Source organism: Thauera aminoaromatica (genome assembly GCF_000021765.1).
Lineage (GTDB): Bacteria > Pseudomonadota > Gammaproteobacteria > Burkholderiales > Rhodocyclaceae > Thauera > Thauera aminoaromatica.
The window spans coordinates 3778654-3800785 of sequence record NC_011662.2 but is presented as its reverse complement, the minus strand read 5'-3'; the positions used below and the strand labels follow the sequence as shown (position 1 = coordinate 3800785).

The window sequence follows — 22132 nt, the reverse complement described above, 5'->3', positions numbered from 1 at the left end:
GAGACCTGACATGAACATGATGACAAGCAAGGAAGTCGGCTTTGCCGACCTGCTGAAGAACGGCCAGACGCTCAAGCAGTTCCGCGACGGCATCATCGAGCGCACCCAGGCCAGCGGCCATTACAACGGGCTGGAGAAGCTGGCGTTCCGCGACAGCGACCCGATCGGCTACGAGAAGCTGTTCTCCAAGCTGCGCGGCGGCCTGGTGCATGCGCGCGAGACGGCGAAGAAGATCGCCGCCAGTCCCATCGTCGAACAGGAAGGCGAACTGTGCTTCACCCTCTACAACGCGGTCGGCGACTGCGTGCTGACCTCGACCGGCATCATCATCCACGTCGGCACGATGGGCGCGGCGATCAAGTACATGATCGAGAACAACTGGGAGGCCAACCCCGGCATCAACCCCGGTGACATGTTCACCAACAACGACTGCTCGATCGGCAACGTGCACCCGTGCGACATCGCGACCATCGTGCCGATCTTCTGGGACGGGCGGCTGATCGGCTGGGTGGGCGGAGTGACGCACGTGATCGACACCGGCGCGGTGACGCCGGGTTCGATGTCCACCGGCCAGACGCAGCGCTTCGGCGACGGCTACATGATCACCTGTCGCAAGACCGGGGTGAACGACGAGCCGCTGCGCGACTGGCTGCACGAGTCGCAACGCTCGGTGCGCACGCCGAAGTACTGGATCCTCGACGAGAAGACGCGCATCGCCGGTTGCCACATGATCCGCGAGCTGGTCGAGGACGTGATCCGCGCCGACGGCATCGACGCCTACGAGAAATTCGCCTTCGAAGTCATCGAGGAAGGCCGTCGCGGCCTGATGAGCCGCATCAAGGCGATGACGCTTCCGGGCAAGTACCGCAAGGTGTCCTTCGTCGATGTGCCGTACAAGCACGAGGACGTGCAGGTGTCGAACGCCTTCGCCAAGCTCGACTCGATCATGCACTCGCCGTGCGAGATGACGATCAAGCCGGATGGCAAGTGGAGGCTGGACTTCGAGGGCGCGAGCCGCTGGGGTTGGCATACCTTCAATGCCCACCAGGTGGCCTTCACCTCCGGAATCTGGGTGATGATGTGCCAGACCCTGGTGCCGACCCAGCGCATCAATGACGGCGCCTACTACGCGACCGAGTTCCGCCTGCCCAAGGGCACGTGGTGCAACCCGGACGACCGCCGCACCGGCCACGCTTATGCCTGGCACTTCCTGGTCTCGGGCTGGGCCGCACTGTGGCGCGGTTTGAGCCAGTCCTACTTCAGCCGCGGATATCTGGAAGAGGTGAATGCTGGCAATGCCAACACGTCGAACTGGCTGCAGGGCGGCGGCATCAACCAGGACGGCGAGATCCACGCGGTCAACTCCTTCGAAGCCTCTAGCTGCGGCACCGGTGCCTGCGCCGTCAAGGACGGCCTGAACCACGCCGCAGCCATCTGGAATCCGGAAGGCGACATGGGCGACATCGAGATCTGGGAAATGGCCGAGCCGCTGCTGTATCTCGGGCGCAACGTCAAGGCCAACTCCGGAGGCTACGGCAAGTACCGCGGCGGCTGCGGCTTCGAGACGCTGCGCATGGTCTGGAACGCCCAGGACTGGACGATGTTCTTCATGGGCAACGGCTTCATGAACAGTGACTGGGGCATGATGGGCGGCTACCCGTCTGCGACCGGTTATCGCTTCGAGGCGCACAAGACGGGACTGGAGCAGCGCATCGCGATCGGTGACTCGCTGCCTCTGGGCGGCGATCTCGACCCGACGCGCCCCGACTACGAGCGCCACATCGACGCGACCGCCGTGGTCAAGCGCGACAAGCAGTGCATGACGACCGAGGACTGCTACGACAACCACGACCTGTACCTGAACTACCTGCGCGGCGGCCCCGGCTTCGGGGACCCGATCGATCGCGAGCCGAAGGCGATCGAGAACGACCTCAACCAGAAGTTTCTGCTGCCCGAGTACGCGCAGAAGGTCTATGGCGCGGTCTTCACCGAGGACGCAAAGGGCGTGTTTACCGTGGATGCCGCGAAGACGCAGGCCCGCCGCGGCGAAATGCGCAAGGAGCGCCTGGCCCGTGCGCTGCCCACGCGTGAATGGATGAAGGAGGAGCGCGAACGCATCCTCAACAAGCATGCCGCCGTTCAGGTGCGCCACATGTTCGCCACCAGCTTCGCGCTGTCGGAGAAGTTCACGAAGCAGTTCAAGGACTTCTGGAGCCTGCCGGACGACTGGCAACTGCTCGAGGAAGAGCTGGGCGTGCCGTCCTACGGCGCCAAGCACCGCATGGACCTCTCGCTGCTGCCCGACGTGACCACCGTCGTCCAGGTCGAAGAGTAATCAAGGAATCAAGGAGCCAGACCATGACCACCTACACCAATGAGCAGGTCGCCCACCTCGTGGAAGGCAGCCTCGACTGGGACACCACCTTCCGCATGCTCTCCATGCCCAAGGACAACAGCCGCTTCGAACAGTACCTGGCGGCGCTGCAGGCCAAGGTGAGCTTCAAGGAGCGCATCGTGCTGCCGCTGGGGCCGCACCTCTACATCGTGCAGAACGCGCACAAGCAGTGGGTCACCCAGTGCGACTGCGGCCACGCATTCGGCGACTACCGGGAGAACTGGAAGCTGCACGCCGCCCTGTACGTGCGCGACACCGAGGAGGCGATGACCGAGGTCTATCCGAAGCTGATGGCGCCGGACACGCAGTGGCAGGTGTACCGCGAGTACTACTGCCCCAGCTGCGGCACGATGCACGACGTCGAGGCGCCCACGCCGTGGTACCCGGTGATCCATGACTTCGAGCCCGACATCGAGGCCTTCTACAAGGACTGGGTCGGTCTGCCGGTGCCGGAGCGCGCCGACTGAGGCGGGCTTCTCCCCCGGGCCGTGGGGTGCCACGGCCCGCTGTTCAACCCCCCGGCTCCGGTCCGGGGGCCTTTTTGCGGAGACGACAAGATGATGAAGGCGCTCGTCCATCAGGGACCTGGCCGCATGGCATGGAAAGGCAGGGCCGGCGCCGCGCGCGCGCAGGCGATCGAGCTCATTGTGGAGGCGGCCTGAGCCGCAGGAGGGGACAGACATGTCAGAACAACTCCTCGCCAACGGCTGCCGCTGGGAAGACACCGGGCTCGCCCGCTTCATCCGTGATTACGGCCACGTCGATCTCGCCGGCCTGCAGGCCTGCGCCACCGAGGAGCCGGAGCGCTTCTGGGCCGAGGTCGCCGAGGCGCTCGCCCTGCGCTGGACGCGCCCCTACCGCCGGGTGCTCGAGCGCAGCGCCGGGCCGGCGTGGCCGCGCTGGTTCGTCGGCGGTGAGCTCGATCTGTACGACAACCTGATCGGGCGCGTCGCGCGCGAAGATCCCGAGCGCCTGGCGCTGTCGTGGGAGGGCGACGACGGCAGCACGCGGCGATACCGCTACGTCGAACTCGATGAGGAGGCGCGCCGGCTCGCCACCGGGCTCGCCGAGCTGGGTATCGGGCGCGGCGACCGGGTCGCGATCTACCTGCCGATGGTGCCGGAGACGGCGGTCGTGTTGCTCGCCTGCGCCCGCCTCGGCGCCATCGCCATGCCGCTGTTCTCGGGCTACGGGGCCGACGCCGTGGCGAGCCGGTTGCAGGATGCGGGCGCGAAGCTGCTCGTGTGCGCCGACGCCTACCTGCGTCGCGGCCGGCGCGTCGACATGCTCGCCGAGGCGCGGCTTGCGGCCGCGCGCAGTGCCGCGGTCGCGCAGGTGCTGTTAGTGGCACGCGACGGCGGTGTGCAGCCCGCCTCGGCGGGCGGTGGCGCCCGCGGCAACGAGATCGACTACCGGCAACTCGTCGCGCGCAGCGCGCCCCAGGCCGGCGCCGCGCCGCATGCAGCCGATGCGCCGCTGATGATCCTGTACACCTCGGGCACCACCGGGCGACCGAAGGGCGTGCTCCACACCCACGCCGGCTTTCCGCTGAAGGCGGCGCAGGACATGATGATGGCCTTCGACGTGAAGGCCGGCGAGCATATCGGCTGGATTACCGACATGGGCTGGATGATGGGGCCCTGGCTGGTGTTCGGTGCGCTGCTGCGCGGGGCCGCCCTGATGCTGTTCGAGGGCACGCCCGACCACCCGCGGCCCGATCGGCTGTGGCAACTCGTCGAGCGCCACCGCCTAACCCACCTCGGGCTGTCACCCACGCTCGCCCGTCTGCTGATGGGCGAGGGCGAGGCGGGGCTGCCGGCAGCGGGCGCGCTCGCCAGCCTGCGCGTGTTCGGCTCCACCGGCGAGCCGTGGAACGAGGTGCCCTGGCGCTGGCTGTTCGAGCGCGTCGGCGAAGGGCGCCGGCCGATCATCAACTACTCGGGCGGCACCGAGATTGGCGGCGGCATCCTCGCCTGCTTCCCCGGCCTGCCACAGAAGGCTTGCGGCTTTGCCGGGCCGATCCCGGGCATGGCGGCCGACGTGGTCGACGCCGGCGGGCGCAGCCTGCGCGCCGGCCCGGCCACCGAGCGCGGCGCCGGCACGCAGGTCGGTGAGCTCGTGCTGCGCGCGCCGTGGCCGGGCATGGCCGCCGGCTTCTGGCAGGACGACGCACGCTACCTCGACACCTACTGGTCGCGCTTTGCCGGCATCTGGGTGCATGGCGACTGGGCGCGGGTGGATGCCGACGGCCACTGGTTCATCGAGGGACGCAGCGACGACACGCTCAAGATCGCCGGCAAGCGCGTCGGCCCGGCCGAGTACGAGTCGGCCCTGGTCGGCCATCCGCTGGTCAGGGAGGCGGTCGCGATCGGCGTGCCCGACCCGGTGAAGGGTGAGGCGGCGGTGTGCTTCGTGACGCTGGCAGCCGCGGCCGGGGGTGTGGGCCCCGAGGCGTGGGCGGAGCGCGAGCGCGTGTTGCGCGAGCATGTTGCCGAGCGCCTGGGCAAGGCGCTGGCGCCGGTCCGCGTGCATTGTACGGCGGCGCTGCCGCGCACGCGCAACGGCAAGATCCTGCGCCGCCTGGTGCGTGCCGCCTACCTCGCCGGCCCCCTGGGTGACCTCAGCGCGCTGGAGGACCCGGCCGCACTCGATGCCATCCGTGCCTGCGCAGAGCCGGCCGGGGCCCTCTCCTGAATCGTCGGCTGAATCGTCCGGTTTTCGAACGCCGTCCGCGCGGCGGACGTACGAAAATCGGACGGTCGTCGGCTGGGCGCGCTTCCGCCCGGACCCGTCTTCCGGCTCGGGCAGACGGCGATGCCTGCGCAGGCCCCGAGTCTGCCGGCTGTGGCGATTGTCTTGCCGACCCCCTGAGCCCAGTGGGGTTTTTGGCATTCCCTTTGCTATGCTTGAAGTCGAGGTGCGATGGGGGCGCCGCGGTCTGGCAGGGTATCGCGCCGGATTGTCGCCTCATCCGTGGCGACAGCAGCACATCGGAACCGATGCGGCAGTACTGACAGGGGCTCAACCCTCCGGTCGCACATAGCGACCCGCCGTGTCGCGTTTCGCGAGGAGGAGACACTTGAGCACGACGCAGACGCCCGATGGGCAGATGTTTTCCGATCCCGGCAACGATGCTGTGGTCATGGCTGCATGGGAGCGCTTCCTCGATGGCGGAGGAGGGCCGTCCGATGCGCTGCGCGGCCTGATCGACGGTTCATGGCAGCGCTGTCAGCAGCACAACGTCGACCCCGACAAGCGCAGCGCACCGCCGCCGGTGGCCGAGGCCACGCTGGCGTCGATGAAGCTGCGCCATAGCGAGCTGCTGCAGGCGAGCGCGCCCGTCATGGCCTGTGCGCGTGATTTCCTCGCCGAAACCGGCACCGTGATGGCGCTCGCCGATACCAGCTCGACCATCCTGACGATGGAAGGCGACAACCCCACGCTGGGTTCGGCCGAGTCCATCCACCTGCTGCCCGGCGTGTCCTGGAGCGAGCGCATCTGCGGCACCAATGCCATCGGCACCGCGCTCGCGGTGGGCCAGCCGGTGCAGATCCATTCCGCCGAGCACTACTGTGCCGGCATCAAGCGCTGGACCTGCTCGGCGACCGTGATCCGCCATCCGCAGGACGGCGAGATCCTCGGCGTGGTGGATGTGTCCGGCCTGTCGGAAACCTACAGCCGCCACAGCCTGGCACTGGTCGTCACCACGGCGAGTCGCATCGAGAGCCGGCTGACCATGCTCGAGATGGAGCGCCGCTACCGCCTGCTCGAGGCGGCCCTGCCTTACTGGGCCGGAGGCACCGACGGCATCGTGCTGTTCGACCGTCGCGGCTATCCCTTCAAGGCCAACGAGAACGCGCAGGCTGCCATTGCTGCCTTCGGCGCCGATCTCGATCTTGCCGCGCCAAGGCGCATCCCGGCGCTCGCCCTCGATGGCGAGAGCCAGCCGCTGCCGGCGTGGCTGCGCGTCGAATGGCTGGTGCCGGTGAGCGAACGCGGCGAGCGCCTGGGTACGCTGCTGATCGTGCCCTTGCCGCGGGTCGGCCGTGCGCGGGCGGGCGATCCGGTGCGCGACCTGGCCGCCGCGCCGGCCGTCGCGCGCGACCTGCGCTCGGCGCAGGTGCCTGCCGGCTTCGCCTCCATCGTCACCGCTGACGTCGGCTTGTGCGACGCGCTGCGCAAGGCCGACCAGCTCGCGCGCTCGCGCGTGCCGGTGCTGCTGCTGGGCGAAACCGGTGTCGGCAAGGAGGAGTTCGCGCAGGGCATCCACAGGGCCAGCCCTTTCCGCGACGGCCCCTACGTGGCGCTCAACTGCGGCGGGCTTTCGCGCGAGCTGCTGGCGAGCGAGCTGTTCGGCTACGTCGAGGGCGCGTTCACCGGCGCACGCAAGGGCGGGCTGATGGGCAAGATCGAGGCGGCCAATGGCGGCACGCTGTTCCTCGACGAGATCGGCGAGATGCCGCTCGACCTGCAGCCACACCTGCTGCGCGTGCTGGAGCAGGGCGAGATTTACCGCCTGGGCGAGAACACGCCGCGCAAGGTCAATTTCCGCCTGATCGCGGCCACCCACCGCGACCTGCGACAGGAGGTGGCGGCCGGCCGCTTCCGCATGGATTTCTACTACCGCGTCGCGGTGACCTCGATCCGCATCCCGTCGCTGCGCGAGCGCCGCGGCGACGTGCGCCTGCTCGCTGCGCACTTCGTCGAGTTGTTCCGCGAGCGCCATCGGCTTGGCCCCCGCCGGCTCGACGATGCACTGCTGGCGACCCTGGACGCCTACGCCTGGCCGGGCAACGTGCGCGAGCTACGCAACGTGATCGAGAGCATGGTGCTGATGGGTGAGGGGGAATGTCTGGGCCTCGAGGCCCTGCCGCCGGAGCTGGCGATGGAGCAGGGCGTGCCGGCGTCAGGCCCGGCGCCGGCTGGCGGCGCCACGCCTGCCGTACGCAGCATCGCCACCGGCGAGGCGGAACTGATCCGCTGCGCCATCGCTGCCACCCGGGGCAACCTGACACAGGCAGCGCGCGAGCTCGACATCGCCAAGAGCACGCTGTACCAGAAGGTGAAGCAGTACGGCCTGGAGTCCGACATCAGCCGGGTCCGGGGCAGCTAGCAGGCTGCGCGCCAGGGGGCGGTCGGGCGTCCGGACCGATCCCTGGTGCATTCGGCGCTGGGCGCTCAGTTCGGCTTGATCGCCACCTTCAGCACGCCGTCACGCTGGTTGGCGAACAGCTCGTAGGCGGCAACGATGTCGTCGAGCTTGTAGGTGTGGGTAACCAGCACGCCGAGGTCGACCCGCTGGGAGGCGACCACGTTCATCAGCCGGCGCATGCGTTCCTTGCCACCGGGGCACAGCGCGGTGTTGATGCGGTGGTCGCCCAGGCCGGCGGCGAAGGCCGACATGGGGATCGTCAGGTCGGACGAATACACGCCGAGGCTGGACAAGGTGCCGCCGGGCTTGAGCACGCGCAGCGCCTGCTCGAAGGTGGCCTGGGTGCCGAGTGCCTCGATCGCGGAATCGGCGCCGCGTCCGCCGGTGAGCTTCATGACCTCGCTGACGACGTCGCAGTTGCGGAAGTTCAGCGTCACGTCGGCGCCCATCACCTTGGAGATGCCGAGGCGGTGGTCGTTGCCATCGACGGCGATCACCGTGGTCGCGCCCATCAGTCGCGCACCGGCGGTGGCGCACAGGCCGATCGGCCCCTGGGCGAACACCACCACGGTGTCGCCGAGCTTGATGTTCGCGTTCTCGGCGCCCTTGAAGCCGGTCGACATGATGTCGGGGCACATCAGCACCTGCTCGTCGCTGAGGCCGTCGGGAATCGGCGCCAGGTTGGCCTGGGCATCCGGCACCAGCACGTATTCGGCCTGGGTGCCGTCGATCAGGTTGCCGAAGCGCCAGCCGGCGGTGGCCTTGTAGCCGTGGCCGCCGCATTGGTGGAGCGGAATCAGGTAGCTGCCGTCCTGCGATGGGGCGCCGTCCTGTGCAGCATAGGAATTGAAGTTGGGGCAGATCGCGCCGGCGATCACGCGCTGGCCTTCCTGATAGCCCTGCACTGCGCTGCCGAGTTTCTCGATCACACCGACCGGCTCGTGGCCGATGGTGAGGCCCGGCACGACCGGGTATTCGCCCTTCAGGATGTGGACGTCGGTGCCGCAGATCGTGGTCGTGGTGATGCGGATCAGGGCGTCGTTGGGGCCGATCGCGGGGATCGGCTTGTCGACCAGTTCGATACGGCCGGGGGCGACGAAAACGGTCGCTTTCATCATGGCAGTCATGAGGCATCTCCTGGGAAGGGAAGGGGAGTTCGCGCCATGAGGCGCGGACGGCCAGGAAGACTATGGACCAGGATGACGCTGGCGAACTTGATCTGGGTCAAAGCTTGAGTGCGGGAGGGCCGTGCGCCGGGCGCGGGCCCTCCCGGTACGTCCGGTCAGACGTTGCGGTAGACCTCGGCCCCGCTCTTCACGAACTCGATCGACTTCACCTCCATGCCCTTCTTCAGCGCCTCGGCCTCGTCGATGCCCTGCTGGGCGGCGAAGTCGCGCACGTCCTGGGTGATCTTCATCGAGCAGAAGTGCGGGCCGCACATCGAGCAGAAGTGCGCCACCTTGGCCGAGTCCTTGGGCAGGGTCTCGTCGTGGAATTCCTTCGCCTTGTCCGGATCGAGGCCGAGGTTGAACTGGTCTTCCCAGCGGAACTCGAAGCGCGCCTTGGAGAGCGCGTTGTCGCGGATCTGCGCGCCCGGGTGGCCCTTGGCGAGGTCGGCGGCATGCGCGGCGAGCTTGTAGGTGATGATGCCTTCCTTGACGTCCTGCTTGTTGGGCAGGCCCAGATGCTCCTTGGGCGTCACGTAGCACAGCATCGCGGTGCCGTACCAGCCGATGGTGGCCGCGCCGATGCCGCTGGTGATGTGGTCGTAGCCCGGCGCGATGTCGGTGGTCAGCGGCCCCAGGGTGTAGAAGGGCGCTTCCTTGCACCACTCGAGCTGCAGGTCCATGTTCTCCTTGATGAGCTGCAGCGGCACGTGGCCCGGGCCCTCGATCATGACCTGCACGTCGTGGCGCCAGGCGATCTCGGTGAGCTCGCCCAGGGTCTTGAGCTCGCCGAGTTGCGCCTCGTCATTGGCATCGTAGATCGAGCCGGGACGCAGGCCGTCGCCGAGGCTGAAGGCCACGTCGTAGGCCTTCATGATCTCGCAGATGTCCTCGAAGTGCTCGTACAGGAAGCTCTCCTTGTGATGCGCCAGGCACCACTTGGCCATGATCGAGCCACCGCGGCTGACGATGCCGGTCATGCGGTTCGCGGTCAGCGGCACGTAGCGCAGCAGCACGCCGGCGTGGATGGTGAAGTAGTCCACGCCCTGCTCGGCCTGCTCGATCAGGGTGTCGCGGAAGATCTCCCAGGTCAGGTCCTCGGCCTTGCCATTGACCTTTTCCAGCGCCTGGTAGATCGGCACCGTGCCGATCGGCACCGGCGAGTTGCGGATGATCCACTCGCGGGTCTCGTGGATGTTCTTGCCGGTGGACAGGTCCATCACCGTGTCGCCGCCCCAGCGGATCGACCAGGTCATCTTGTCGACCTCTTCGGCGATGCTGGAGGTGACCGCCGAGTTGCCGATGTTGGCGTTGATCTTGGTGAGGAAGTTGCGGCCGATGATCATCGGCTCGCTCTCGGGGTGGTTGATGTTGTTGGGGATGATGGCGCGGCCGCGGGCGATCTCGTCGCGCACGAACTCGGGCGTGATCGTCGCCGGCAGGCTGGCGCCGAAGTTCTGGCCCGGGTGCTGGCGCAGCATCATGTCGGCCATCTTCTGGCCCTTGAGGCCGCCACTGGCGCGCAGCGAGGCGATGTACTGCTCGCGGTTGAGGTTCTCGCGGATGGCGACGTATTCCATCTCGGGCGTGATGATGCCGCGGCGCGCGTAGTGCATCTGCGACACGTTCGCGCCGGCCTTGGCGCGGCGCGGCTTGCGGTGCAGGCCGGGGAAGCGCAGCTCGTCCAGGCTCTTGTCGGCGGCGCGCTGGCGGCCGAATTCGGACGACAGGTCGGGCAGCAGCTCGGTGTCGGCGCGCTCCTCGATCCACTGCTGGCGCAGCGCGGGCAGGCCGGAGCGGATGTCGATCTTCGCGGCCGGGTCGGAGTAGGGGCCCGAACAGTCATAGACGAAGATCGGCGGGTTCTGCTCGGCGCCGAAGGAGGCCGGGGTGTCGGCCTGCGAGATCTCGCGCATCGGCACGCGGATGTCGGGGCGCGAGCCCTCGACGTAGATCTTGCGCGAGTTGGGCAGCGGGGCGATCGCGGCCTCGTCGACGTGGGCCTTGGCGGCGATGAATTTTTCGTTGGCGTTCATGCTGTCTCCTGGGGAAGGCTGTGGGTTTTGGTCTGGTGTTCGGTTCGTGCCGCAGGGCTGCCGGTGCCGTCAAGCGGCCGTGGGAGCGGGCTTGCCCGCGAATGGGGTGATCGATCGGGCCATCTTCGCGGGCAGGCTCGCTCTCACGGGGAGGGTCTCCGCCGCGTCTCGGGTCACCGCTTCCACAAGGCGTGGAAGTGATGCACCGGCCCGTGCCCGCTGCCGACCGCGAGCTCGCCCGAGTGCGCGATCGCGCCGAGCAGCCACTGGCGCGCATGGCGCACCGCGGTCTCGACCGGGCGGAACTGGCCTTCGGCCTGCGGCAGCAGCGCGGCGATGGCCGAGCTGAGCGTGCACCCGGTGCCGTGGGTGTTCTTGGTATCGATGCGCTGTGCGGGCAGCTCGACCATGCGGTCGCCGTCGAACAGCAGGTCGACCAGGTCGTTGCCGGGCAGGTGGCCGCCCTTCAGCAGCACCCAGCGCTCGGAGGATAGCGGCAGCAGCTCGCGCAGGCGCTCGGCGGCGCGGTACATCTCCTTGACCGTGTCGGGCGCGCGCTGCTCGAGCAGCACGCCAGCCTCGGGCAGGTTGGGGGTGATCAGGAAGGCCTGCGGGAACAGCGCCTCGCGCATCGCCGAGATCGCGCTCTTCGCGAGCAGGCTGTCGCCGCTCTTGGCCACCATGACCGGGTCGAGCACCACCCTGGCCGCCTGCCAGTGCGCGAGGCGCTCGGCCACTGTGGTGGTGACCTCGGCGCTGCCGAGCATGCCGATCTTGGTGGCGTGGATGGCGACGTCGGCGAACAGGGTGTCGATCTGCAGGCGCAGGAAGTCGGTGGGCGGCACGTGCACGCCGGTGACCGCCTGCGTGTTCTGCGCGGTGAGCGCAGCGACCACGCCACAGCCGTAGGCGCCGAGCGCGCTGAACGTCTTGAGGTCGGCGAACACGCCGGCGCCGCCGGACGGGTCGACGCCGGCGATGGTGACCACGTTCGGGATTCGGGAGGACGTCCCGGAAGAGCGGGACGAGGCGCTGCCGGTGGCAGCGGAGCTTGCGGACGAACTCATGAAGGACGTTTCCCTACGCCGGTGCGAGCCGGATCAGGTTCCAAGGGTGTTTCTCAGCCCGTGCGCGGCGGGCACCCCCAACGAGAGCGGAGGAAGATACTGTATGCACTTTAGCGTGGCAAGCCGCTCAAGATCCCGCCCTCGTGGTCGTTTAGCTGGATGGAACGCCACGCCATGCCGACGCCGATGAAAAAACCGCGCCCTCTCCTCCTCGCCCTGCTGCTCGCCCACCTCGCCGGCGTGGCCTGTGCCGCCGACTGGCAGCTCGTGCTGAGCGACCGCGACCGCCGCATCGAGATCGATCGCGGCAGCATCCTGCGCTCGGACGCCGGCACCAAGATCTCCTGGGGCCGGGTGGTGCTGACCTCGGAGGAGGCGCAGCGCTCCGGCTACGCCATGATCAAGGCGCTCAACCGCTACGACTGCCGCAACCGCAGCTTCGCCACGGTCAAGCGGGTGTATGTCGATGCCGACGACAACATCGTGCGCGAGGAGCCGGTGGCGGCCGAGGCGCCGATCGCGGTGGCGCGCAACACGGTGGACGAGCGCATGTGGCGCGAGGTGTGCGATCCGCCCTCGGCGGTCGAGCTGCAGAAGATGGCGGCCGAGGCGGCCCGGATCGCGAGCGCGCAGCCGGCGGCGGTGGCGGCCCCTGGGGGCGCCGCAGCGCCCGCGGCTGCGGCGGTTTCGACGCCCCCTGCCGCGGCCGCCGCCACGGCCGTGCAGTCGCCTGCGGCGAAGCCCGCGGAGTCTGCGCGCGCGCAGTCCGGCAGCGTGCGCCAGCCGAGCGCGGAGTCCGTCTCCGCCGAGGTGGTGCGTACCGGTGCCGGCGGTGAGCAGCCCGCCGCGGCGCCCCCCGCCTTCGAGACCCACGTCGAGATCCCGGCCAAGTTCCTGCCTGGCGGTCAGGGCGCCGCGGCGCCCGAGTCCTCTCGCAAGTCCATTCTGCCGCCGCTGCCCAAGTTGTCGGCGACGGCCGAGCCCGAGGCGAAGACCGCGCCGGCCCCCAAGCCGCCGGTGCGCGAACAGCCGCCTGCGCAGGGGCGCGCTGCGCCCGCTCCGCAGGCGGCTGTGCCGGCCCGCCAGGCGGCGCCAGCGCCGGAGCGGCCGGTCGCGCCGGAGCGCGCGGGCGCACGCGAGAAGGCGTCCCCGGCCAGGGCCGCGTCCGCCGTGCCGGCAAGACCGACGCCGCCGCGCCCGCGTCCCGCCGGTCCGGAACGCGTCGCCGCAGCGCAGCCGGCATCGCCGGACGCGACTCCCGCGCCGCCCGAGCGCGCCGCGTCGGCCCGCGAGGAGGCCTTGCGCGCGGCCGGCATCGAGCTCACCCGCCTCGGCCCGGGGGTGCCGGAGTGGAGCTACGAGGGCGAGCGCGGTCCGCAGCACTGGGGCCGCATGCGCCCCGAGTGGCGGCTCTGCGAGGAGGGCACGCGGCAGTCTCCGATCGACCTGCGCGACGGCATCGCGGTCGATCTCGCGCCGGTGCGCTTCGACTACCGTCGCACCGGCTTCCGCATCCGCGATACCGGCAACACCTTGCAGGTCGAGGTTGGCGAGGGCATGGGCATCACCGTGCGTGGGGTGCGTTACGCGCTCGAGCGCCTCACCCTGCACCGCCCCTCGCAGGATCGCGTCGGCGGCATGGCGCACGACATGGCGATCTACCTGCAGCATCGCGCCGATGACGGCCGCATGGCGATCGTCTCGCTGCTGCTGTCGGCGGGCGGCGACGCCAGCCCGGCGCTGCAGACCTTGTGGAACAACCTGCCGCTCGATCGCGGGCGCGAGTTCGTTCCCGACGCCGTGCTCGACCTGCCGGCGCTGGTGCCGGCCGACCCGGGCCACTACCTCTACACCGGCTCGTTGCCGATGCCGCCGTGTACCGAGGACGTGCTGTGGGTGGTGATGAAGCAGCCGGTGACGATCTCCGCGGACCAGCTCGACGTCTTCGCCCGCCTGTACCCGCGCAACGGCCGGCCGATCCAGCCGACCAACGGCCGGCCGCTGCTCGAGTCGCGCTGAGCGTCGTCCGACCGCGAAGAGCCCCATTTGCGCACTTCAGGATCCCCGGAGGCCGGATCGGGTGGCGGGAACGACCCGCGATGGGCAAGGTCTGTGCGCCGGCGGGGCGTCGGCGATCATGGCCACACGGGCGAGGCGCTACACTAGCGGCCTCGCCTCGCGTCCGCGGGTTGTCGGCAGGGGCGCTCCCGATCGCCACGAGATTTCCATGCGTTTCCGCACCCTCCCGACGCTGCTGGCCGGCCTGTTCGTGCTGGCCGCCTGTTCCGCGCCCGCACCCCATACCCCGCCGCCGCCCGCGGTCCTCGTTCGCAGCTTCGCTGCCGCCAATGCACCCCCGTCCGTGCAGGTCTATGCCGGCGAGGTGAGGGCGCGCGTCGAGTCCGACCTGGGATTTCGCATCGGCGGCAAGCTGGTCGAGCGCCTCGTCGATGTCGGCGCCGAGGTTGCCGCCGGCACGCCGCTGGCGCTGCTCGACGCGCAGGACGTGCGCCTGGCGCTGGCTTCGGCGCAGGCCGCGGCCGCGGCCGCCGAGTCCGACCTCGCGCTTGCGCGCACGGAATTCGCCCGCGCACGCGAGCTGCAGGCGCGCAACTTCGTCTCGTCCTCGCTGCTCGACGCCCGTCGCACCGCGCTGCAGGCCGCCGAGGCGCGCCTTCGCCAGGCGCGCGCGCAGGCCGAGGTCGCCGCCAACCAGGCCGGCTACGCCCGCCTCGAGGCGCCCGCCGCCGGCGTGGTCACCGCGGTGCTCGCCGAGCCGGGGCAGGTGGTCGGGGCGGGCCAGGCGGTGCTGCGCCTCGCCCGCCCCGACGAGCGCGAGGTGCTGATCCACGTGCCCGAGGGGCGCACCGGCCGCATCGCGCCGGGCAGCGCCGCGCAGGTGCGCCCATGGGCGGCACCCGAGCGCGCATACGCCGGCCGCGTGCGCGAGGTCGCGCCGGCGGCCGACGCTGCCACCCGCACCCACGCGGTGCGGGTCGCGGTGCCGGGGGCCGACGCCACGCTCGCGCTCGGCGCCAGCGCGAGCGTGGCCTTCGCCACGGCGGATGGCGAGGCCGGCGGCGTGCTGCTGCCGCTGCCCGCGGTGACGCGACAACCCGGCCAGGCCGATGCCGGCACGGTGTGGGTGGTGGGCGAGGACGACGCCGTGCGGCCGCTCGCGGTCGAGCTCGGCGCCTGGCGCGAGGACGGCGTCGTGGTGCGCGCCGGCCTGCCGGCGCAGGCCCGTGTCGTGGTGGCCGGGGTGTACAAGCTGATCGAGGGCATGCGCGTGCGTGCCGTCGAGGAAGGCGCGCCGGTGCTGCTGGACGTGCGGCGATGAGCATGAAGGGCGAGGGGCCGATCGGCAGCGGGCGCTTCAACCTGTCCGAATGGGGGCTGACCCACCGCTCCCTGGTGCTGTACTTCCTGATCGTGTGCACGCTGAGCGGGATGTTCGCCTACACCCGGCTCGGCCAGTCCGAGGATCCGCCCTTCACCTTCAAGGTCATGGTGGTGCGCGCCGAGTGGCCGGGGGCGAGTGCGCGCGAGGTCGAACGGCAGGTCACCGACAAGATCGAGAAGAAGCTGCAGGAGATCGCCCAGGCCGACATCATCCGCAGCTACTCCAAGCCGGGCGAGGCGATGGTCTTCTTCGTGGCGAAGGACTCCACGCGCGCGCGCGACATCCCCGACATCTGGTACCAGGCGCGCAAGAAGATCGGCGACATCGCCCACACCTTCCCGACCGGCGTGCGCGGACCGTATTTCAACGACGAGTTCGGCGACACTTACGGGAATGTCTTCGCCCTGCTCGGCGAGGGCGTGAGCCACGCCGAGCTCGAGCGCCACGCCGAGGCGATCCGCGGCGAGCTGCTGCGCGTGAAGGACGTCGCCAAGGTGAGCTTCTTCGCCGAGCAGCCGCAGCGCGTCTTCGTGGAGATCTCCAACACGCGCCTCGCCACCCTGGGCGTGCGCCTGGACGACATCGTCGGCGCGCTCGCCCGGCAGAACGCGGAGACCGGCGCCGGCTTCTTCGAGACCGGGGATGAGCGCATCTGGCTGCGGCCGTCGGGGCAGTTCGAGGACCTAGACGCGATTCGCGCCACCGTGATCCGCGCCGGCGGGCGCAGCCTGCGCCTGGGCGACATCGCCGAGGTGCGCCGCGGCTACGCCGACCCGCCGGCCGAGCGCCTGCGCTTCATGGGGCAGGAGGCGCTCGGCATCGGTGTGTCGATGCGCAGCGGCGGCGACATCGTCGCGCTTGGCCGCCAGCTCGACGCGGCGGTGGAGAAGATCGTCGCGCAGTTGCCCGTCGGCATCCGCCTCGAGCGCGTGGCCGACCAGCCGCGTGCGGTCACGCGGGCGGTCGACGAGTTCGTCAAGGTGCTCGCCGAGGCGGTGCTCATCGTGATGGCGGTGAGCCTGCTGTCGCTCGGCTTCCGCACCGGCGTGGTGGTGCTGGTGATCATCCCGGTGGTGCTGGCGATCACCTTCATGTTCATGCACCTGTTCGACATCGGCCTGCACAAGATCTCGCTCGGGGCGTTGATCATCGCGCTCGGCTTGTTGGTGGACGACGCGATCATCGCCGTCGAGATGATGGCGAGCAAGATGGAGCAGGGCTGGGGCCGGGTGCGGGCGGCGAGCTACGCGTGGACCTCGACCGCGATGCCGATGCTCTCGGGCACGCTGGTGACGGCAGCGGGTTTCCTGCCGGTGGCGCTGGCGGCGTCCTCGGTGGGCGAGTTCACGCGCTCGATCTTCCAGGTCACGGTGACCGCGCTGCTGGTGTCGTGGATCGCCGCGGTGCTCTTCGTGCCCTATCTGGGCTACTACCTGCTGCCCGACTTCAGCAAGCGCGCCGGGCAGCCCTCGCGGCTGGCGCGCGTGGTCGGAAGGGTCTGGCCGGCGCTGGGGCGGCGGATGGCGGAGCGCGACCTCCATGCCCACGAGCAGCACGACGAGTTCGCGATCTACCACACGCCCTTCTACAACCGGCTGCGGGCGCTGGTGAACGCCTGCGTGCGCTGGCGCTGGGGGGTGATCCTGCTCACCGTGGCGATCTTCGTCGGCGCGCTGTTCGTGTTCGCCCGCTTCGTGCCGCAGCAGTTCTTCCCCGACTCGACGCGGCCCGAGCTGCTGGTCGACCTGCGCCTGGCCGAGGGTGCGTCGCACCACGCCACCGAGGTCGCGGTGAAGCGGCTGGAGGCCTTCCTCGACAGGCAGGAGGGCATCGAGAACTACGTGGCCTGGGTGGGCACCGGCAGCCCGCGCTTCTACCTGCCGCTCGACCAGCAACTCGCGCAGACCAACTTCGCCCAGCTCGTGATCCTCACCGCCGGCCTGGCCGAGCGCGAGGCGCTGCGCGCGAAACTGATCCACCTCTTCGAGGACGAGCCCTGGCCGCTGCGCGGCATCGTCGTCCGGCTGGAGAACGGGCCGCCGGTGGGCTTTCCGGTGCAGTACCGGGTGAGCGGGCCGGATCTGGCCGAGCTGCACCGGCGTGCGCAGGCGGTGGCCGAGGCGATGCGCGCCAATCCGCACCTTTCCAATGTGCATATGGACTGGGTGGAGCCGTCCAAGGTGGTGCGGGTGGCGATCGACCAGGACAAGGCGCGCCTGCTCGGCGTCTCCACCCAGGACCTCTCCAGTCTGCTCGCCACCTCGCTGCAGGGCATGACCGCAACCCAGTTCCGCGAGGGCAACAAGACCATCGCGCTGGTGCTGCGCGGTGCGGAGAGCGAGCGCGCGCACCTGTCGCAGCTGCCCGACCTCGCCCTGCCGGTGGGCGGCGGGCGCAGCGTGCCCTTGGCGCAGGTGGCGCGCCTCGAGCACGACTTCGAGCCGGGGGTGATCTGGCGGCGCAACCGCATCCCCACCGTGACCGTGCGCGCCTCGCTCTACGACGGCACCCAGCCCGCGGTGGTGGTGGGCCAGCTCGCGCCGCGCATGGCCGAGCTCTCCGCGCAGCTGCCGCTCGGCTACCGCCTCGAGGTCGGCGGCGCGGTCGAGGAGAGCGCCAAGGGCAGCGGCTCGGTGGGCGCCGGCATGCCGATCTTCGTGCTCACCGTGCTCACGGTGCTGATGCTGCAGCTGAAGAGCTTCTCGCGCACCATCATCGTCGTGCTCACCGCACCGCTCGGCCTGATCGGTGTCGCCGCCTTCCTGCTCGCCTTCGGCAAGCCCTTCGGCTTCGTCGCCCTGCTCGGCACGATCGCGCTGTCGGGCATGATCATGCGCAACTCGGTGATCCTGGTGGACCAGATCCGCCAGGACGTCGAGGCCGGGCGCATGCAGTGGGAGGCCATCGTCGAGTCCGCGGTGCGGCGCTTCCGCCCGATCATGCTCACCGCCGCGGCGGCCATCCTGGCCATGGTGCCCTTGTCGCGCAGCACCTTCTTCGGGCCGATGGCGGTGGCGATCATGGGCGGGCTGACCGTCGCCACGGTGCTCACCATCCTCTTCCTGCCCGCGCTCTACGCCGCCTGGTACCGTGTCAAGCCGGCGGACGAGGAGCGCGCGGCGGCGGATCGCAGCGCAGCAACTGCGCTAGAATGACGAGGTTTTGCCTTCATGGATAACGCTATCCATTAGCGTGTGCTAATATTTCGCCGGGAGCCCCTGATGAACTTCGAGAAAGCGCGCTTCAACATGGTCGAGCAGCAGATCCGCCCCTGGGAGGTGCTGGATCAGGACGTGCTCGACCTCCTGATGACGGTCAAGCGCGAGGAATTCGTTCCCGCCGCGCATCGCGAGCTGGCCTTCGCCGACGTCGAGATCCCGATCGGCTGTGGCCAGGTCATGCTCAAGCCGGTGATCGAAGGCAAGATCCTGCAGGCGCTGCGTGTCACCAAGTCCGACACCGTGCTCGAGATCGGCGCCGGCTCGGGCTGGTTCGCCGCGCTGCTGGCGGCGCGTGCCGAGTGGGTGCGCACCATGGAGATCGAGCCCGAGCTGGTGAAGCTGGCGAGCGCCAACCTCGAGCGCAACGGCGTGCACAACGTGGTCGTGGTCGACGGCGACGGTGTGCAGGGATGGTCTGGCCGCGCGCCCTACGACGTGATCGTCGTTTCCGGCGGGCTGCCCTTCGTGCCGCAGTCGCTGCTCGAGCAGCTCAAGGTGGGTGGTCGCCTGTTCGCCTTCGTCGGCGAGGCGCCGGTCATGAAGGCGCGCCTGATCACCTGTGAGGGCGAAGGCCGCTTCCGTACCGAGGACGTGTTCGAGACCGTGGTGCCCATGCTCAAGAACGCGCCCCAGCGCGAAGCCTTCAGCTTCTGAGGCGACGATGCTGCAGATCACGCCGACCATGCTCGCCGAGCGCCTGCAAGACGCGCGACGGCCTGCACCCCTGCTGCTCGACGTGCGCGAGCCGTGGGAGGTGCAGATCTGCCAGATCCCCGGCTCGGTGACGATGCCGATGGGCAGCGTCCCGGCGCGTTACGCGGAGCTGGAACGCGACCGCGAGACGGTGGTCATCTGCCATCACGGCGGACGCAGCTGGCAGGTCGCGATGTTCCTCGAGCGCCAGGGCTTCTCCAACGTGGCCAACCTGTCCGGCGGCGTCGCCGGCTGGGCGAACGAGGTCGATCGCAACATGCCGCAGTATTGAGCGCGGCGCAGCAGCAGCGGAGAACACGATGAAGCGAGTCCTGGCAGTTCTGGTGGCGGGCCTGTTCGCGGGCGCTGCCGCGGCGGCCGACCTGATGCAGGTGTACCAGGACGCGCTCGCCAACGACGCCAAGTTCTCCGCCGCGCGCGCCCAGCTCGAGGCCGGGCAGGAGAAGGTGGTGCAGGGCCGCGCCGGGCTGCTGCCGCAGGTGGGCATGGACGCCAACACCACCCGGAACGACGCCAAGCTCAAGCCGGTCGGGGCCTCGCCCCGTGAAGGCAGCTACAACAGCAACGGCTACGGCGTGCAGCTTACCCAGCCGCTGTTCCGCTGGCAGAACTGGGTGCAGTTCAAGCAGGGTGAGCTGCAGACTGCGCTCGCCGAGACCCAGTTCGGCATTGCACGCCAGGATCTCGTGCTGCGCGTCGCCGAGGCCTACTTCAACGTGCTCAACGCCCAGGACGCGCTCGCCGCGGTGACGCAGCTGCGCACCGCGGCCGGCGAGCAGCTCGAGCTGGCGAAGACCAGCTTCGAGGTCGGCACGGTGACGATCACCGACGTGCATGAGGCGCAGTCGCGCTTCGACCTCGCCTCGGCGCAGGAGATCGCGGCGCAGAACCTGCTTGAGGTCGCGCGCCAGACCTTGGCGCAGATCATCGGCAAACAACCCGAGGCGCTGGCCGGCCTGCGCGAAGGCGTCGCGCTGCAGCGCCCGCAACCCGAGAACATCGTCGACTGGGTGGCCGCGGCCGAATCCGGCGGCTTCGGCGTGCAGGCCCAGCAGCTGGTGCGCGAGATCGCCGTGCGCGAAGTCGAACGCGCCCGCGCCGGCCATCTGCCTACGGTCGATGTCGTCGCCCGGCACGGTGTCAACAACGACCTGCAACTCTCGGCCGGACGCAATGAAGTGAGCAGTGTCGGCCTGCAGCTCAACGTGCCCTTGTTTGCGGGCGGCCGGGTGTCCTCGGTGTCGCGCGAGGCCGCTGCGCTGCGCATGAAGGCCGACGCCGATCTCGAGGACGCCCGCCGCAGCGCCGCGCTCGCCGCACGCCAGTCCTGGCTGGGCGTGACCAGCGGCATGGCGCAGGTGAAGGCGCTCGAGGCCGCGCGCGTCTCGTCCACCTCGGCGCTCGACGCCAACAAGCTCGGCTACGAGGTCGGCGTGCGCATCAACATCGACGTGTTGAACGCCCAGACCCAGCTCGCCGACACCTTGCAGAAGCTCGCTCGTGCGCGCTACGACACCCTGCTCGCGCAGTTGCGCCTGAAGGCCGCCGCCGGCACCCTGGGCGAGGACGACGTGCGCGCGATCAACGCACTGCTCGCGCCCTGAACGTCCCGGCACGGCTCACGCCTCACGCCTCGCAGCCAGCGCCGTGAGCAGCGCAACGCTGCGCGCGGTCGCGCCTTGGTGCGTGGTCGCGAAGGCGCGCCCCGCGGCGGCGATCTGCGCGCGCCGCGCCGGGTCGGCGACCAGCGCCAGCGCCTCGCGCATGCCGGCCTCCGCATCCCGCGCGCGCACCGCGGCACCGGCGCGCTCGGCGTCCTCGGCCACCGCCTGGAAATTGAAGGTGTGCGGGCCGATCACCACCGCGGTGCCGACCGCGCAGGCCTCGATCAGGTTCTGCCCGCCGAAGGCCAGCCAGCTGCCGCCGATCAGGGCGACGTCGGCGGCGGCGTAGTAGGCGAACATCTCGCCCATCGAGTCGCCGAGCAGCACGCGCGTGTCCGCACGCACCGCGTCGTCCGCGCTGCGCCGCTGCAGCGCGAGGCCGCGGGCGCTGGCGAGCGCGGCGACCTCGTCGAAGCGCTGCGGGTGGCGCGGCACCAGCAGCAGCAAGGCCGCGGGCGGCGCCAGGCGGGCGAAGGCGTCGAGCAGCAGGGCCTCCTCTCCCTCGCGGGTGCTCGCGGCGAGCAGCACCGGGCGCGCGCCGATGCGTTCGCGCAGGCTGCGGCCGAGCGCCAGCAGCGGCGCCGGCGGGGCGATGTCGAACTTGAGGTTGCCGGTGACCGTGACTCGGCGCGCGCCGAGTTGGGCGAGGCGGGCGGCGTCGGCGGCGGTCTGCGCGCCGATCGCCGCGAGTGCCTTCAGGGTGAGCGCGGTGAGCGCGGGCAGGCGGGCGTAGCGACGCGCCGAGCGCTCCGACAGACGGGCGTTGGCGAGCATCACCGGAATGCGGCGGCGTCGGCAGGCGGCGAGGAGGTTGGGCCACAGCTCGGTCTCCATCACCACTCCGAACAGCGGGCGGAAGTGGCGCAGGAAGGCGTGGGCGAAGCAGCCGAGGTCGTAGGGCAGGTAGGCGCGCAGCACACGCGGCTCGTCGCGGAAGAGGGTTTTCGAGGTGTCGCGACCGGTCGGCGTCATGTGGGTGAGCAGCACCGAGTGCTCCGGCCATTCGGCGAGCAGGGCGCGCACCAGCGGTTCGGCGGCGCGGGTCTCGCCCACGGAGACCGCGTGCACCCAGATCACCCCCACCGGCGCGCGCGTCCGGTAGCGCCCGAAGCGCTCGCCGACGTGGCGCAGATAGGCGGGCTGGTGGCGCGCCCGCCAGGCCAGGCGCAGCAGCACCAGGGGCAGGGCGAGGATCCACAGCAAGGTGTAGGGCAGGCGGGTCAGCATCGGGTGGAAGGGCAGGACGACCGCCGCAGTATAAGCAAGGACGCCGGCCGCGGTCCTGCGCGCGATGAAGGAAACCGTTCACACTGT

The 22132-nt window shown here is 70.0% G+C and carries 14 protein-coding genes and 1 riboswitch; of the genes, 10 read left to right on the top strand and 4 right to left on the bottom strand.

Annotation, left to right across the window (positions count from 1 at the left end):
• The first annotated feature begins 10 nt into the window (after positions 1 to 10).
• From TMZ1T_RS16780 to TMZ1T_RS16765, 4 genes are all read left to right on the top strand, one after another.
• On the top strand, positions 11 to 2335 hold the full coding sequence (locus tag TMZ1T_RS16780) for a hydantoinase B/oxoprolinase family protein (RefSeq protein ID WP_012585963.1): 2325 nt from the start codon (positions 11 to 13) through the stop codon (positions 2333 to 2335).
• Between the two features lie 23 nt (positions 2336 to 2358).
• Entirely contained in the window at positions 2359 to 2862 is a 504-nt protein-coding gene (locus tag TMZ1T_RS16775; protein ID WP_012585962.1) for an acetone carboxylase subunit gamma, read from the top strand.
• Positions 2863 to 3076: 214 nt separating this feature from the next.
• A complete protein-coding gene (locus TMZ1T_RS16770) occupies positions 3077 to 5089 on the top strand; it encodes an AMP-binding protein (protein ID WP_012585960.1) in 2013 nt (670 codons plus the stop codon).
• A 385-nt stretch (positions 5090 to 5474) separates the two neighbouring features.
• A complete protein-coding gene (locus tag TMZ1T_RS16765; RefSeq protein WP_012585959.1) occupies positions 5475 to 7508 on the top strand; it encodes a sigma-54-dependent Fis family transcriptional regulator in 2034 nt (677 codons plus the stop codon).
• A 65-nt stretch (positions 7509 to 7573) separates the two neighbouring features.
• Here the strand turns inward: TMZ1T_RS16765 and TMZ1T_RS16760 are convergent, their stop codons facing one another.
• The 3 genes from TMZ1T_RS16760 to thiD form a co-directional block, all read right to left on the bottom strand.
• The gene (locus TMZ1T_RS16760) at positions 7574 to 8674 is read right to left on the bottom strand and encodes an NAD(P)-dependent alcohol dehydrogenase (RefSeq protein ID WP_012585958.1); all 1101 of its coding nucleotides are present in this window, start codon (positions 8672 to 8674) and stop codon (positions 7574 to 7576) included.
• Between the two features lie 155 nt (positions 8675 to 8829).
• Positions 8830 to 10749, bottom strand: coding sequence for a phosphomethylpyrimidine synthase ThiC (gene thiC / locus TMZ1T_RS16755; protein WP_012585957.1), 1920 nt, complete (start codon positions 10747 to 10749; stop codon positions 8830 to 8832).
• Positions 10750 to 10922: 173 nt separating this feature from the next.
• Positions 10923 to 11738, bottom strand: a complete 816-nt coding sequence (thiD, locus tag TMZ1T_RS16750; RefSeq protein WP_187283007.1) for a bifunctional hydroxymethylpyrimidine kinase/phosphomethylpyrimidine kinase — start codon at positions 11736 to 11738, stop codon at positions 10923 to 10925.
• Between the two features lie 71 nt (positions 11739 to 11809).
• Positions 11810 to 11905, bottom strand: a riboswitch (TPP riboswitch).
• Between the two features lie 97 nt (positions 11906 to 12002).
• On the opposite strand from thiD, the gene TMZ1T_RS21630 reads away from it, so the two are divergent.
• The 6 genes from TMZ1T_RS21630 to TMZ1T_RS16720 all read left to right on the top strand — a co-directional run bounded on the left by TMZ1T_RS21630 (position 12003) and on the right by TMZ1T_RS16720 (position 20758).
• Positions 12003 to 13835: a carbonic anhydrase gene (locus TMZ1T_RS21630; protein WP_261789015.1), complete on the top strand. Its 1833-nt coding sequence runs from the start codon at positions 12003 to 12005 to the stop codon at positions 13833 to 13835.
• 208 nt (positions 13836 to 14043) lie between these two features.
• A complete protein-coding gene (locus TMZ1T_RS16740) occupies positions 14044 to 15156 on the top strand; it encodes an efflux RND transporter periplasmic adaptor subunit (RefSeq protein WP_012585954.1) in 1113 nt (370 codons plus the stop codon).
• On the top strand, positions 15153 to 18374 hold the full coding sequence (locus tag TMZ1T_RS16735; RefSeq protein ID WP_012585953.1) for an efflux RND transporter permease subunit: 3222 nt from the start codon (positions 15153 to 15155) through the stop codon (positions 18372 to 18374). Before TMZ1T_RS16740 ends, TMZ1T_RS16735 begins: the two co-directional genes overlap by 4 nt.
• A gap of 66 nt (positions 18375 to 18440) precedes the next feature.
• Positions 18441 to 19094 (top strand): protein-L-isoaspartate O-methyltransferase family protein, encoded by a 654-nt coding sequence (locus tag TMZ1T_RS16730; RefSeq protein ID WP_004325265.1) that lies wholly within the window; start codon positions 18441 to 18443, stop codon positions 19092 to 19094.
• Positions 19095 to 19101: 7 nt separating this feature from the next.
• On the top strand, positions 19102 to 19425 hold the full coding sequence (locus TMZ1T_RS16725) for a rhodanese-like domain-containing protein (RefSeq protein ID WP_004325263.1): 324 nt from the start codon (positions 19102 to 19104) through the stop codon (positions 19423 to 19425).
• A 28-nt stretch (positions 19426 to 19453) separates the two neighbouring features.
• The gene (locus tag TMZ1T_RS16720; protein ID WP_004325261.1) at positions 19454 to 20758 is read left to right on the top strand and encodes a TolC family outer membrane protein; all 1305 of its coding nucleotides are present in this window, start codon (positions 19454 to 19456) and stop codon (positions 20756 to 20758) included.
• Positions 20759 to 20773: 15 nt separating this feature from the next.
• On the opposite strand, the gene waaA is transcribed toward TMZ1T_RS16720, so the two are convergent.
• The gene (gene waaA, locus TMZ1T_RS16715) at positions 20774 to 22045 is read right to left on the bottom strand and encodes a lipid IV(A) 3-deoxy-D-manno-octulosonic acid transferase (RefSeq protein WP_012585952.1); all 1272 of its coding nucleotides are present in this window, start codon (positions 22043 to 22045) and stop codon (positions 20774 to 20776) included.
• Positions 22046 to 22132: the final 87 nt, after the last annotated feature.

Coding starts and splice junctions, on each gene's coding strand:
- thiC (WP_012585957.1), bottom strand. CDS start 10,749: ATGAACGCCAACGAAAAATTCATCGCCGCCAAGGCCCACGTCGACGAG.
- TMZ1T_RS16720 (WP_004325261.1), top strand. CDS start 19,454: ATGAAGCGAGTCCTGGCAGTTCTGGTGGCGGGCCTGTTCGCGGGCGCT.
- TMZ1T_RS16740 (WP_012585954.1), top strand. CDS start 14,044: ATGCGTTTCCGCACCCTCCCGACGCTGCTGGCCGGCCTGTTCGTGCTG.
- TMZ1T_RS16770 (WP_012585960.1), top strand. CDS start 3,077: ATGTCAGAACAACTCCTCGCCAACGGCTGCCGCTGGGAAGACACCGGG.
- TMZ1T_RS16725 (WP_004325263.1), top strand. CDS start 19,102: ATGCTGCAGATCACGCCGACCATGCTCGCCGAGCGCCTGCAAGACGCG.
- TMZ1T_RS16775 (WP_012585962.1), top strand. CDS start 2,359: ATGACCACCTACACCAATGAGCAGGTCGCCCACCTCGTGGAAGGCAGC.
- waaA (WP_012585952.1), bottom strand. CDS start 22,045: ATGCTGACCCGCCTGCCCTACACCTTGCTGTGGATCCTCGCCCTGCCC.
- TMZ1T_RS21630 (WP_261789015.1), top strand. CDS start 12,003: ATGAAAAAACCGCGCCCTCTCCTCCTCGCCCTGCTGCTCGCCCACCTC.
- TMZ1T_RS16735 (WP_012585953.1), top strand. CDS start 15,153: ATGAGCATGAAGGGCGAGGGGCCGATCGGCAGCGGGCGCTTCAACCTG.
- TMZ1T_RS16780 (WP_012585963.1), top strand. CDS start 11: ATGAACATGATGACAAGCAAGGAAGTCGGCTTTGCCGACCTGCTGAAG.
- TMZ1T_RS16730 (WP_004325265.1), top strand. CDS start 18,441: ATGAACTTCGAGAAAGCGCGCTTCAACATGGTCGAGCAGCAGATCCGC.
- TMZ1T_RS16760 (WP_012585958.1), bottom strand. CDS start 8,674: ATGACTGCCATGATGAAAGCGACCGTTTTCGTCGCCCCCGGCCGTATC.